This is a genomic window from Streptomyces sp. BoleA5 (assembly GCF_000373665.1).
Classification (GTDB): Bacteria; Actinomycetota; Actinomycetes; order Streptomycetales; family Streptomycetaceae; genus Actinacidiphila.
On sequence record NZ_KB892091.1, the window covers coordinates 666,136 to 679,113 of the forward strand.

Annotated in this window: 13 protein-coding genes; 6 read left to right on the plus strand and 7 right to left on the minus strand. The window is 74.1% G+C overall.

The annotated features are described in order from the left end of the window. Window positions 1-117 precede the first annotated feature (117 nt). The 3 genes from B085_RS0106910 to B085_RS41565 all read left to right on the plus strand — a co-directional run bounded on the left by B085_RS0106910 (window position 118) and on the right by B085_RS41565 (window position 2,839). The gene (locus B085_RS0106910; RefSeq protein ID WP_018557838.1) at window positions 118-678 is read left to right on the plus strand and encodes a hemerythrin domain-containing protein; all 561 of its coding nucleotides are present in this window, start codon (window positions 118-120) and stop codon (window positions 676-678) included. 186 nt (window positions 679-864) lie between these two features. Beyond that, on the plus strand, window positions 865-1,392 hold the full coding sequence (locus tag B085_RS0106915; RefSeq protein WP_026250756.1) for a hypothetical protein: 528 nt from the start codon (window positions 865-867) through the stop codon (window positions 1,390-1,392). Between the two features lie 94 nt (window positions 1,393-1,486). Then, the gene (locus B085_RS41565; protein WP_037731407.1) at window positions 1,487-2,839 is read left to right on the plus strand and encodes an FUSC family protein; all 1,353 of its coding nucleotides are present in this window, start codon (window positions 1,487-1,489) and stop codon (window positions 2,837-2,839) included. A gap of 78 nt (window positions 2,840-2,917) precedes the next feature. Here B085_RS41565 and B085_RS0106925 read toward each other — a convergent pair whose 3' ends face one another. The 3 genes from B085_RS0106925 to B085_RS0106935 all read right to left on the minus strand — a co-directional run bounded on the left by B085_RS0106925 (window position 2,918) and on the right by B085_RS0106935 (window position 5,875). Continuing rightward, entirely contained in the window at window positions 2,918-3,745 is an 828-nt protein-coding gene (locus tag B085_RS0106925; RefSeq protein ID WP_018557841.1) for an alpha/beta fold hydrolase, read from the minus strand. Window positions 3,746-3,919: 174 nt separating this feature from the next. Beyond that, on the minus strand, window positions 3,920-4,654 hold the full coding sequence (locus tag B085_RS0106930; RefSeq protein ID WP_018557842.1) for an SOS response-associated peptidase: 735 nt from the start codon (window positions 4,652-4,654) through the stop codon (window positions 3,920-3,922). Between the two features lie 624 nt (window positions 4,655-5,278). Further along, a complete protein-coding gene (locus B085_RS0106935; protein ID WP_018557843.1) occupies window positions 5,279-5,875 on the minus strand; it encodes a TetR/AcrR family transcriptional regulator in 597 nt (198 codons plus the stop codon). A gap of 160 nt (window positions 5,876-6,035) precedes the next feature. Between B085_RS0106935 and B085_RS41570 the strand changes: the two genes are divergently transcribed. Together B085_RS41570 and B085_RS0106945 are read left to right on the plus strand one after the other, a co-directional pair. Further along, window positions 6,036-6,956 (plus strand): NAD(P)-dependent oxidoreductase, encoded by a 921-nt coding sequence (locus B085_RS41570; RefSeq protein WP_018557844.1) that lies wholly within the window; start codon window positions 6,036-6,038, stop codon window positions 6,954-6,956. Then, the gene (locus tag B085_RS0106945; RefSeq protein ID WP_018557845.1) at window positions 6,953-7,819 is read left to right on the plus strand and encodes an SCO6745 family protein; all 867 of its coding nucleotides are present in this window, start codon (window positions 6,953-6,955) and stop codon (window positions 7,817-7,819) included. The genes B085_RS41570 and B085_RS0106945 overlap by 4 nt, the downstream gene beginning before the upstream one ends. A gap of 31 nt (window positions 7,820-7,850) precedes the next feature. On the opposite strand, the gene B085_RS41575 is transcribed toward B085_RS0106945, so the two are convergent. From B085_RS41575 to B085_RS49170, 4 genes are all read right to left on the minus strand, one after another. Next, window positions 7,851-8,252, minus strand: a complete 402-nt coding sequence (locus B085_RS41575; protein WP_018557846.1) for an SsgA family sporulation/cell division regulator — start codon at window positions 8,250-8,252, stop codon at window positions 7,851-7,853. Between the two features lie 39 nt (window positions 8,253-8,291). Next, window positions 8,292-8,786, minus strand: a complete 495-nt coding sequence (locus B085_RS0106955) for an ATP-binding protein (RefSeq protein WP_018557847.1) — start codon at window positions 8,784-8,786, stop codon at window positions 8,292-8,294. An 85-nt stretch (window positions 8,787-8,871) separates the two neighbouring features. Then, entirely contained in the window at window positions 8,872-10,206 is a 1,335-nt protein-coding gene (locus B085_RS0106960; protein WP_018557848.1) for a PP2C family protein-serine/threonine phosphatase, read from the minus strand. Between the two features lie 599 nt (window positions 10,207-10,805). Continuing rightward, window positions 10,806-11,399 (minus strand): TetR/AcrR family transcriptional regulator, encoded by a 594-nt coding sequence (locus B085_RS49170; RefSeq protein WP_018557849.1) that lies wholly within the window; start codon window positions 11,397-11,399, stop codon window positions 10,806-10,808. A gap of 232 nt (window positions 11,400-11,631) precedes the next feature. Between B085_RS49170 and B085_RS0106970 the strand changes: the two genes are divergently transcribed. After that, complete coding sequence (locus B085_RS0106970; protein WP_018557850.1) at window positions 11,632-12,933, plus strand: MFS transporter; 1,302 nt, start codon at window positions 11,632-11,634, stop codon at window positions 12,931-12,933. Window positions 12,934-12,978 lie beyond the last annotated feature (45 nt).

Genomic DNA, 12,978 nt, shown 5'->3' on the forward strand with positions numbered 1-12,978 from the left:
GCCGCCGGGCGGGTGGTGACCGCGTTCCCGGGTGGGCTGGGCCCCGGGAGGGTGGAATGCATGGGGTTCGGCCCCGGCGCACGCCGGGCCGTACTGCCGCACGAAAGGCGTGAGGGAATGGGACACGGCGGAAACGTGATCGCTGAGCTGCTGGCCGACCACCGCGAGGTCGAGGAGATCTTCGACCGCATGCAGTCGATGTCGACCGGCAACCCGGCGCTGCGGGAGCTGGTGGACGAGGTGACCATCGAGCTGGTGCGGCATTCGGTGGCGGAGGAGCAGTACCTGTACCCGGCCGTCCGCGAGCACGTCGAGGGCGGGGACCGCATCGCGGACAAGGAGATCGCGGACCACGCCAGGATCGAGGAACTGCTGAAGGAGCTGGAGCAGCTGCCGCCGAACGACGGCCGGTTCCACCCCCTGCTGATGCGGCTGATGGACGAGGTCACCGCGCACGTCCAGGACGAGGAGGGCACGCTCTTCCCCAGGCTCGGCAGCGCCTGCTCCGCCGAGGCGCTCGACGATCTCGGCGACAAGGTGCGCCGTGCCAAGTCCCTCGCCCCGACCCGGCCCCACCCCGCCGCGCCGGACACGCCCCCCGCCAACAAGATCATCGCCCCGGGCGCCGGCCTCGTCGACCGTGCCCGCGACTTCGTGAGCGGCCGCGGCCGGTCCTGACCGCCGGGCCGCGGCGGCGCAGGGTTCCCGTTCCTCCCGGAGCCCTGCGCCGGGTCCTCCGGGGGGCCCACCGGGGGGCGGGAGTGATGCGGCTCATGTCGCGAAAGCGCTGTTTTGCGTACGCTGGGCGCGCCGCGCAACCGGACGGGCGCGGCACCCCCGCGCACGGAGGACGGTTCGTTCCGCATGCACAGTGAGTTCTCGTCGGTCATCGCCGCGGCCACCCGGTGGCTGCTGTCCGCCTATCCGGCGACCGGTGGAGCGCTCAGCCGTGCCCTGGCGGAGGCCCAGGCCCGCCAGGCGGCCATGGTCGCGGCCGCGCTGCGCCATCCGACGGTGGTGGACGCCGCCCTGCTCGGGCTCCTCGCGCCCGGCGGCGCCGACCGGCTGGACCGGATCGCCGGAGCCTGGATCGCCGAGGAGGACGGCGCGGACGGCTGGCGGACCTGGGTGGACGAGGTCGTCGTGAGCTGGGCGGCCTGCCTGCTCTCCGACCCGGGCCTGGCCGCCTCCGCGGTGACGGCCCTCGCGGCCACCGAGCACGGCCCCTCGCTCGCCGGCGACGCCCTCCGGCTCACCGGCCCGGGCATCCACGACCGCGCGGCCGCCGCCCTCCTGCGGCACCCGGACCTGGTGGCACCGATAGCGGACCTGCACCGCGCCGAACTGACGGCCCTGCTGGCTGCGGAGCCGCTCGACAGCTTCCCTGCGTAGCCGGCCGGTTCCCGCCGCGCCCCGGACCCACCGTCCGCGCGCCGGGAGTGACGTTCGCAGGTGTATGCGGCGTTTGATCGGGAACAGGCAGAAGATGCCTCTACGTGATGCCCTGGCCTGGTCGGCCCGCCGCTGCCGGGACCCGGTCGTCACACTGACCGCGCGGGCGACCGTCGCCGCGACCATCTCGTATGTGATCGCCCTGCACGTCAGCAGCGAGTCCGCCCCGCTCACGGCGCCGCTCACCGCGCTGCTCGTCGTGCAGGTGACGCTCTACTCGACGCTCACCACCGGCATCCGCCGGGTGAACTCCGTGGTGGTCGGTGTGCTGATCGCCGTCGGGTTCAGCGTACTGGTCGGGCTGACGTGGTGGAGCCTGGGGCTGATCATCCTCGCGGCGCTGGTCATCGGGCAGTTCGTGCGGGTCGACGAGTTCGTCAACGAGGTGGCCATCAGCGCGATGCTGGTGCTCGGGGTGAGCCAGTTGACGGTGCAGGCGTGGGACCGCGTGCTGGAGACCCTCATCGGGGCGGGGGTGGGCCTGCTGCTCAACGTCCTGTTCGCGCCGCCCGTATGGGTGGGGAGCGCCGGGGCGTCCATCGAGGACCTCGCCCGCCGCATGCGCCATCTCCTGCTGTGCTGCGGCGAGGAACTGGGCTCGCCCACCCCGGTCGAGCGGGCCGCGGCCCGGCTGCACGAGGCGCGCCGGCTGGACCAGGACGTCGCCGAGGTCGACACCGCGCTGCGCAGGGCCGAGGACAGCCTGCGGCTCAATCCCCGCGTCAGGGAAGGGCTGTTGTCGCGGGTCGTGCTGCGGACCGGTCTGGACACCCTGGAGATCTGCGTGGTGGTGCTGCGCGTCCTCGCGCGGTCGCTGACCGACCTCGCCAAGCGGCGCGGCGCCGGCGAGCCGCTGTTCGACCGCGACGTGGCGGTCGCCATGGAGGAGCTCTTCGCGCATCTCGGAGGGGCGCTGGTCAGCTTCGCCGTCCTGGTGACGACGCAGGTGAGCAGCAACGCCGAGGAGGCCGAGGCCCGGCTGGCCACGGAGCTCGCGGCGGCCCGCGCGAGCCGGGAGAAGGTCGCCGACATGCTGCTCGACCGGGTGCGGCAGCATCCGGGGGCCTGGCAGCTGCACGGGTCCCTGCTCGCCGAGGTGGACCGGATCCTCGACGAGCTGGCCCTGGAGCACCGTTCCGACCGGCTGATGGAGGAGCTTGACAAGGCCGCCCGCGCACAGCAGGAACGTTTCGCCGTGCTGGCCCGATTGCGGCTGCTGGCCCGCGGCGAGCACGTCCGGCGCCGCCGTCGCGGGCGGGGGGCGCAGACGCCCGCCGGGGAGACGCGGACGGGACCGCCGCCGGTGCCCTCGGCCCGGGCGGACCGGCCGGGGCGCGCGCCGGGCGACCGGCGCCGCCCGGCACATGACCGGTCCCGCCCGGGGTGACGTCAGGGCCCCTCCGGGCCGGCCCGGGTCGCGACTGGTGAAGGCCGCGCCCGGTCGGCCCGGGAGGCCGCGGACGGCTCAGCCGCGCGCGAACTCCAGCAGGTCGGCGTTGAAGCGTTCGGCGAACCTGGGCACCATCGCCAGCCCGTGCGGGGCTCCCTCGTACACCTTGTAGACGGCGCCCTTGACGAGCTTGGAGCTCTTGGCGCCCGCGGACACGATGGGCACGATCTGGTCGTCGTCACCGTGCACGATCAGCGTCGGGACGTCGATCCTCTTGAGGTCCTCGGTGGTGTCGGTCTCGGAGAACGCCCTGACGCAGTCGTACGCGCCCTTGATCCCCACCGTCATGCTCCACAGCCAGAACTCGTCGCGGGTGCCCTGACTGACGGTCGAACCTTCGCGGTTCGCGCCGTAGAAGGCGGTGCTGAGGTCCCTGTAGAACTGGGACCTGTCGGTCGCCACGCCTTCGCGGATCTCGTCGAAGACCTCGATCGGAAGGCCCTCGGGGTTGGCCTCCGTCTTCAGCATCAGCGGGGGGATCGCGCCCAGCAGCACCGCTTTGGCGACCCGGCCCGTCCCGTGCCGTCCCATGTAGCGGGTGACCTCGCCGCCGCCGGTCGAGTGCCCGACGAGGATGACGTCGCGCAGGTCGAGCTCCTCGATCACGGCCGCCAGGTCGTCGGCGTAGGTGTCCAGGTCGTTGCCGTCCCACGGCTGGCCGGAACGCCCGCCGCCGCGGCGGTCGTGGGCGACGCCCCGGAAACCGTTGTCCACCATCCACTTCATCTGCGGGTCCCAGGCGTCCGCGGTCAGCGGCCACCCGTGGGAGAACACGACGGGCTGGCCGGTCCCCCAGTCCTTGAAGAAGATCTGGGTCCCGTCCTTGGCTGTTGCGTACGGCATGATCCTGAGGCCTCCTCGCTCCGGTGGGAACGCAGGGTTTCGGGGCTTGCCCGCACTCGGTCCGGACACGGGCCGGGCCGAGTACGCCGTTGGTCAAACCGTAACGTCGCGACGATGTCCCGGCGCGCCGAGACCGGGCCGGGCTGGCCCCGGGGGTGCGCCCGGGACGCCCGGTCAGGAGGGTGCGTCCAGCAGGTGGGGGCCGTTGTTGCGGACGCTGTTCACCGCCGTGCCGACGGCGCGGGCGGCCAGGTGGCCCTCGGCCGGCGCGGTCAGGAGGGCGCGGAGCTCGCCGGGGTCCTGGTGCTCAGGGTCGAGCCAGGCGTCGTAGTCGGCGGCCGCGATGGTGAGCGGCATCCGGGGGTGGACGCGGCCGGCGGCGTCGGTGGCATCGGTGGTGATGATCGTGCAGGTGGCCAGCCAGGCGCCCGGGTCGTCGTCACCGGCGACCTCCTTGTCCCGCCACCATTCGTACAGGCCCGCGAAGGCCATGCCCTGGTCCTGCTGCTCGGGCGCGATGAAGTAGGGCTGCTTGTAGGCCTTGCGGTCCTCGGTGGCCGGGACCGGGACCCACTCGTAGAAGCCGTCGGCCGGCAGCAGGCAGCGGCGCCGGGTGAACGCGCGGCGGTAGGCCGGCTTCTCGTGGACGGTCTCCATACGGGCGTTGATCATCCTGGAACCGATCGCCGGGTCCTTGGCCCAGGACGGGACCAGGCCCCACCGCAGCGGCCGCAACTGCCGCTCCAGCGCGCCGGTCTCCCGGTCGACGCCCTCCAGGACCGACCAGACGCTGTCCGTCGGGGCGACGTTCCAGCTCGGCGCCACGAGGGCTTCCGGATTCCATTCGGTGACCCGGAACTGCTGCACCAGGTCCTCGGGGCGTCGGGTGGAGACATAGCGGCCGCACATGCGCACCAGCCTGCCACGCCGCACGGACACCCATCGCGGGGCACGGCCGGCCTGACGCCGGCGCCGGACGCCGAGGTGTCGTGCTAGCGGCCGGGCTGGGAGCCGAGGGCGGGGAGGCTGCGTCGGGTCTCCCGGCGAGACTCTCCAGCCATGCGCGCCACTCGCGCAGCGCCGCGACGACCCGGGCGAGCGTCTCCTCCGGGGTGGTGATCGAATCACGGGGGCAGCACCAGCTCCCGACCGGCCCGCCGTCGAAGTCGCCCTCGTCGTGCGCCCACCGCCAGCCCACAGCCCAAGGGCCATAGCGTCCCACGAGGGCATGCGACATGGCGTCGGCCCGGAGTCTGCCCTCGCCGTGGCTCCAGGCATGCATCGCCGGGTCGGCGACAGAGACGTCAGGGCGGCGGGGCACGCGCCAGGCCGGCCCGAGCGAACGCACCACCTGCGCTGCCGACGCGCTGTCGAAGGGATGGCGGGTGGGGTCCACTTCGTCCCAGCTCAGATGGCCGGGGGCCGGCATGGGAATCGCCGCGCAAGCCTGCACGTCCACCGGCACCCGTTCAACCGGATTACGCACGGACACTCATCGCGGCGGGCATCCACGGACGGCCGGAGGGGGCGGGTTCAGCCGTGCGATGCGACGGAGGCGTCCAGCAGGGGGCCGAGTTCGCGCACCACGGTGGTCAGGGCGCGTACGTCCCGCTCCGCCCTGGCGATGACGATGGCGCCCTCGATGGCGCTGATCATCAGCGTCGCCAGCGACGGTGCCCGCCCGGCCGGCACGCCCATCTCCTCCAGCGCCCCGGCGACGGGGCCGGTCCAGGTCTCGAAGGCGGCGGCCGCCGCCGAACGGGTGGCGGCGGAGGTCCCGGCGCAGTCCACGGTGGCCGCCGCGACAGGGCAGCCGGCGTCGTAGCCGGAGGTGAGGAACTCGTCCGTCCACTGGCCGACCATGGCGGCGAGCAGCCCGGCGGGGGTCGGCTCGGGCAGGGCGGCCAGGAAGCGGGCCACCCGGTTGCCGGCGTAGCGGCCCGCCCAGCCGACGGCCTCGCTGACCATCTGCTCCTTGCCGCCGGGGAAGTAGTACTGCAGCGATCCTCTGGGGGCCCCCGCGTGGGCGGCGACCTCGCGCATCCCCGTCGCCGTGACACCGCCGCGCCGGATGAGCTGCGCGGCGCTGAAGACCATGCGCTCGCGCGGGCCCCGCTCGGAACCGGTCATCGCGGACCTCCCACTGTCTGCCCTTCCCGCCGTCCCGTCCTACCCGCGCACGGGCCGACGGCCGGCGCCGAGAGGTCTATTATGACGGCTGTCATAGCGTTATGACAGCCGTCATAACGCTACGGGTCGATCGGCCGGAAGGCCGGAGCGGCGGTGGGCAGTGGCGGACGTGGGATTCATCGGCCTGGGGATCATGGGGCAGCCCATGGCGCTCCGTCTGGCCGGTTCGGGGACGCGGCTCGTGGTCTGGAACCGCACGGCCGCACGCTGCGGCCCACTGCGCGCTGCCGGGGCCGACGTCGCGGACGGGCCCGGCGCGGTGTTCGACCGGGCCCGCGTGGTGGTCCTGATGCTCGCCGACGGCGCCGCCGTCGACGCCGTCCTCGGCCGCGGCACCCCCGACTTCGCCGCCCGGGTGGCCGGGCATGTCGTCGTGCACATGGGGACCACCTCGCCCGCGTACTCCCGCGGTCTGGAGGCCGACGTCCGCGCGGCGGGCGGGCGCTATGTCGAGGCCCCGGTCTCCGGCTCCCGCAAGCCCGCCGAGGCTGGGCAGCTCGTGACGATGCTCGCCGGGGACCCGGAGACCGTGGAGGAGGTGCGGCCGCTGCTCGCGCCGGCGTGCCGGGAGTCGTTCGTCTGCGGGCCGGTGCCCGGGGCGCTGCTGATGAAGCTATCGGTCAACCTCTACCTCATCACGATGGTCACCGGGCTCACCGAGGCCTTCCACTTCGCGGAACGGCAGGGCCTGGACACCGGGCAGTTCCTCGACGTCCTGGACGCGGGGCCGATGGCCAGCGCGGTGTCGCGGATGAAGGCGCCCAAGCTGCGGGAGCGCGACTTCTCCGCGCAGGCCACCGCGGCGGACGTGCTGCACAACAACCGCCTCATCGCCGAGGCGGCCCGCGCGTCCGGCCTGGCCTCGCCCCTGCTGGACGTCTGCCACGCCCTCTTCGACGAGACCGTGGAACAGGGCGGCGGACGCGCGGACATGGTGGCCGTCCTGCGGGCCATCGAGGCCAGGACGGACCTCGACGGCGGTCTGCCGGCCGGGCTGCCGGCGGGAGGTGGCCGGCGGTGAGCGGGACCGTCACCCCCGCGGACGCCGCCGTCGCCGCGCGGCGCGTGTGGCGGCTCGCCGAACCGGTGCACGCCGTCACCTACTTCGCGTCCGAGGCGCGCGCCGCGTACGAGGAGGCGGGGCTGCGCGGCTACTGGCGCGGCTACTTCGCCGGTCGCGCGGCGCCCCTCGGCCCGGTCGGCCCGGAGCCCGTCGTGGCCGCGTTCTTCGGTTTCGCGCCCGCCATGGTGGCCCGCGCGCTGCCCGGCGTCTGGACGCTCGCTCCGCCCGAACGCGCCCTGGAGGCCCGCCGGCTCGGGGCGGGCGCGGCACTGCGGCGGCTGCTGGCGGGGCGGGAGGCCGAGGTGGCGGAGGCGGTGGACCTGCTGCGTCCGGTCACCGGCGGCCTGGGCGTCGCGGGACGGGTGCTCGCCGCCGCGAACCTGGCGCTGCCCTCCCCCGGCGACCCGCTCGACGCCCTCTGGCACCAGGCCACTCTGCTGCGGGAGCACCGCGGGGACGGCCATGTCGCGGCGCTCGTCGCGGCCGGCCTGGACGGGTGCGAGGCGCTGGTGCTGCGCACGGGCATCGACCTGCCGCGTACGGAGCTGCAGCCGCACCGCGGCTGGAGCGACGAGCAGTGGGACGCCGCCGCGGCGCGTCTGGCCGCCCGTGGTCTGCTCGGCGCGGACGGCGCCGCGACCGCCGCGGGCCGGGCGGCCCACGGCGCGCTGGAGGAGGCCACCGACCGTGCCGCCGCGCGGCCTTGGGAGGCGATGGCCCCGGAGGCCGTCGAGCACCTGGTCACGCTGCTGTCCACGGTGGCGCGGGCCTGCGCGGGGGCGCTCCCGTACCCGAACCCGATGGGTGTGCCCGCACCCTGACGGGCGCCTCAGGGGACGCGGGCAGGCTCCCTCAGGCGGAGAGGAGCCCGGCGATGCAGGCGTCCCAGTCGATGCGGGTCCCCTCGGTGCCGAGGGGGACGAGTTCCGCGGTCGCGGCCAGGAAGCGGGCGAGTTCACCCGTGGCGACCTGGAGGACGGCCGCGCCGCCGGGCCCGGCGAGGACGATCAGGGTGTGGGCGTGGTCGCCGGGTTCGACGTGGACGTCGCCGTCCCCGGCCGGGGACGCCAGCCCGGCCAGCAGCAGCTCACGGGAGAGCACCCACTCCGCCTCCTCGCCACCGTCGCCGTGGCCGAAGCGCATCCGGACGGTGTAGGGGTCGTCGGGACGGTACTGGCAGTCCGCCGACAGATCGAGGACCCGCCGGGTCCCGGTGATCAGCCGGAGGGACAGGTGCTCAGTGAGTGCTCGCATGGACGCCCCCTCGTGGGCCCGGTTCGGCCGCGTTGCCGTTCAGCAGCATGTCGTTGCCCTGCGCTTGCCCCGTGTCGCGCGGTCCGGGCCGGGGCGGCCGGGAAGATTTGGTGAAGGCTCGGCGTGCTCGCCGCCGGGCGGGGTGAAGCAGGCCGTGATCGTCTTGCCCTTCGCCTGGGTGCGGGCGTGGCAGTGGTCCGCGACGGCGTTCACCAGCAGCAGGCCGCGCCCTCCGGTGGCGGACCACTCGGGGAGCCGCGCGACGGGCACCTCGTCGTCGCGGTCGTGGACGCTGACGTGCAGGCGGCTGCCGTCCCAGGTGAGGACGAGGTCGGCTGAGGTGCGCGCGTGGACATGGGCGTTGGTGACCAGCTCCGAGACCGTGAGCAGCACGTCGTCGACCGTGCCGGGGGCGTCCGCGGTCCAGCCGAGGGTCGCGAGGTGCCCACGCGTCCAGTGGCGGCCCGCACGTGCTCCGCCCGCCGCCGGGAAGGACCTGGCCCAGCCGACCGCCTTCAGGGAACCGCCGGTCATCGCAGTCCTCCCTCCGCCGCGGGATCCGGCCCCACGCCGTCCCGGTCGGGGCTCCTGCCCGGGGCGGCCCGGGGAAAACGGCGGTTCACCCGGGTGCCCGGTCAGGAGCGCCGGTCCGGCGCCATGACCTCGGCGGGTCCGGGAAGTCCACCGCCGAACCCGCGGACCGGGGGAGGTCCGCGTCCGGGGTGGACTGCGGGAGCGGTACGCCGGCGACGGCCGCCGCCCGTTCGGTGTCGTCCGGGAAACAGCCCAGCCACGCGCAGAACAGGACCGTCGCGTCGTCCTGGAACTCGCCCACCTGGTGGTCCGACACCCGGCGCATCAGACGGCACAGGGTCTCCGGGAGGGGCAGCCGGTCGGCGTGGTGCCGGATGAGGAAGTCGAGGAAACCGGTGAGCCCGAACTCTCGACCGGTGACCGTACGCGCCTCCGGGATGCCGTCGGTGTAGAGCACCAGGCGGTCGCCGGGCTCCAGTTGTTCACGGCACACCTGCGGTGCCACACCCAGGCCCAGGCCCATGGGGTCGCCGGGCGCGCAGGCGAGTTCGGCGACCCAGCGGCCGCCCCGGATGAGGATCGGCGGGTGGTGGCCGCGGTTGACCCATTCGAAGAGGCCGGTGCCGGTGTCGAGCCGGGCGACGACGCCGGTGGCGTAGCGCGTCCCCTCGAACTGCTCGACCAGCACCCTCTCTATCTCCTCGGTGGTCTCGACGAGTTCTGCCTTGCGGCGGCGGGCGTTGCGGCCGGCGCCCATGGCGAGGCTCGCGGTCAGGCCGGCCGCGGTGTCGTGCCCCATCGCGTCGAAGATCGACAGGTGGACCAGCGGGCCGTCGAGGGCATAGTCGAAGGCGTCGCCTCCGACCCGGTACGCGGGTTCCAGCGCCGCGGAGATGACGACCCTGCCGTCCGCGTACGAGCGGGGCGGCAGCAGGCGCCACTGCATCTCGGCGGCCACGTTCATGCTCTCTGTGCGCACCGTGCGCGCGTAGGCGTCGCTGTAGTCGCGCTTGACGGTGACGATGAGTGCCACCGCGTCGGCCAGCGCCTGCATGTCCTCGCGGGTGCGGCGGTCGTCGGCGTCGGTGGTCACCCGGAGCAGTCCGAGCCGCTCCGAACCGCCCAGCAGGGGCACCCACCAGCGGCACTTGCCGGGGCAGGCGGAGGCGGCGGGGAGCAGCCGGCCGTACTGGAAGGCGCGGCCGGGCACCGTGCCCTCGATCCTCAACTCGGAGCTGTGGTTCCGTTGCCGGCACTCGTCCGCGCCCTCCTCGGCGAGGTTGCGCAGCACACGGCGCTGGAGGTCGGCGAGGTAGATCGTGACGTGGGCGAGACCTGCGGGTTCGGCGTGCTCGGCGGCCTTGGCCGGCAGCTGCTCCAAGGGCATCAAATGGCTGTCGGCCAGCAGACCAGCCAGCATCCGGTGACTTCGCCGATCCCTGTCCTGAACCGTCACCCTTGCTCCTCGCCGCCCGTCGGGAGGCCGCCGTTCCGGCGTCCCCGCCCGGGCCGGGTGGCCCCGCCTGAACCTTTCCCATCGTACGCACACCACCCATAAGTGATGTAAGGGATGGCGGGGCGCCGCACGGACCGCGGTTACGTACTTGACGGACGCCTTTCGTCGGCTTTCGCCCTGGTTTTTGCTGTGTCCATGGCCGGGACCGGACGACCGCGGACGCGTCGACCCGGAAGTCTGCGATGGCGGCTTACGACCGCATCGCCGTCGGTGGCGGGAACGCGGGATGCGTACTCGCCGCGCGGCTCTCCGAGGACGGACGGGCGGGGTGCCACTCCTGGAGGCGGGGCCGGCCCGGGCAGGGCTCGGCGCGCCGCCGCGGTGGATGCGGCCGATCGGCAGCGGGATGGACCGGGGCGACCACACCGCCATGGTCCGCCCTCGCGGATTCCCGGCACTCGTATGACACCAACCACCACACAAGGGGAGGAGAGGGTTCATTCCCTCGCGGGCCGGGCCATGGCCGCCACCCGTGGGTACCGGTGCGTCAAGCGGGGATGCGGTCAGACCTCCGCGGGTACGTGCGCGTCGGCGTCCTTCAGCCGTCCGGCGACCGTCGCCAGGATCTCGTCGGAGAACTCCGGGTCGGCGACCGCGCGCGACATCAGCATCGCGCCGACAAGGGCGCTGAGGGTGACCATCGCATCGGCCTGCGCCGCGCCGGGGTCATCGCCCTGCGCGGCCTCGCCGATGAGCGCGAGGTACTTGCGGACCTGCTGCTCGTACGCCTCCTTCAGCGCCTCGTCGCCGCGACCGGCCGCGGCGCCGAGGGTCACCAGGGCGCAGCCGGTACCGGGAGCGTCCCGGTGGCGGGCACTGAGGTAGGCGTCGATCAGCCCCGACCGGGGCGCCACGGGGTCCCTGCGGGCGGACTCGGCCATCTTGCCCTCGCCGTCGGCCAGCGCCAGCGCCGCCGCCTGGCCCATCAGGTCCTCACGTGACGAGAAGTGCTTGTAGAACCCGCCGTGGGTCAGCCCGGCCTCCTTCATGAGGTCCGCGACGCCGGGGCGGTTCATGCCCTCCTCGCGGATCCGGCGGGCCGCGATCCGCAGGACCTTCTCGCGCGACTCGGCCTTCGCTGCCTGCGAGTGACCCATCGCCTGACCTCCCGGATGTACGTCGGGCCGTCCCGACCCATGTGGATGACGGACATCATACACCTCCCCTCGGACTCCGTCCGGGCCTTTGACATGCAGGATGACAGGCATCATCCTGCATGTGTGGATGACCCAAATCATCCAGAAGACGCGGCGCGCGGGCCTCCATCGCAGCAGGCCCGGCGTCCGCCGCCCCACCGCCCCATCGCCCGCGACCCCTCCGCGAGGACCCATGACCACCGCAGCAACCCGGCCGGACGTCAAGCGGGGAACCCTCCCCGTCTTCGCCACGGCGACGGCGATCACGGTCGCCAACATCTACTTCACCCAGCCCCTCCTCGACCAGATCGCCCGCGGATTCGGCATCTCCGCCTCCGCCGCCGGGCTCGTGGCCACGGCGGGGCAGATCGGCTACGCGCTGGGCATCGTGGCCGTCGTACCGCTCGCGGACCGGGCCCGGCTGCGCCGGCTGTCCCGAGTCCTGCTGGCGGTGACCGCCGTAGCGCTGCTGGCGGGCGCCGCGGCGCCCTCCGTCGCGCTGCTGGGCATGGCGACCCTCGTGCTCTCGGCGAGCACCGTGCTCCCGCAGGTGATCATGCCGACGGTCGCGTCCATGGCCGCGCCCGGCCAGGCCGGACGGGTCCTGGGGGCGGTCGGCACGGGCCTGACGATGGGCGCCCTGCTCTCCCGCACCGCCTCCGGGCTCATCGCCCAGGCCGCGGGCACCTGGCGGGCGGGCTTCCTGGTCGCCGCGGCGGCCACGGCGGCGCTGCTGCTGGTCCTTCCCCGCTACATGCCGGCCGGGCGGCCCGCCGGAGCCGAGGCCTCGGGGGGTTACGGGCGGTTGCTGGCCTCGCTCCCCCGACTGCTGGTGGACCACGCCCCGTTGCGCCTGTCGGCCGCGCTGGGGGCGACGGTCTTCGCCTCCTTCTCCGCCTTCTGGTCCACGCTCGCCTTCCACCTCACCGCGCCGCCGATCGGTCTCGGCCCGGCGGTGGTCGGCCTCTTCGGCCTGTGCAGCGTGCCGGGCGCGCTGGCCGCCCGCTACTCGGGCCGGCTGACCGACCGGTGGGGGCCGCTGGCGGTCAACACACTCTCCGTCGTCGCGGCGGTGGCGGCCTTCGCGCTCTTCGCGGTCGCGGGCCGATCGCTCGTCGTCCTCGCCGTCGGCTGCAACCTCCTCGGTTACGGGGTGACCAGCGGCCAGATCGCCAACCAGGCCCGCATCTTCACCGCGGTGCCGGGGATCCGGGGCCGCCTCAACACGGTGTACATGTTCGCCGTCTTCGGTGGCGGCGCCGTCGGTTCGGGCGTCGCGGGCGTACTCTTCTCGGCCTCCGGCTGGCACGGCGTGGTGGCGGGCGGCCTCGGCTTCCTGCTCCTCGCGGGCCTGACGCTCGCCTGGCACGGCCTGCGCGCCCGGAACGGCGGCAGCGGGAGGGGCGCCCGGCGGGACGACGGCGCCGGACCCGGCCGTACCGACGCGGAAACCGAGACCGCCACCGAAACCCCAGCGCCCGCCGTACGGGGGTAGCGAACCCCCGCGGAGCACGGGCCGTAGGGCCCGCGCTCCGCGGGG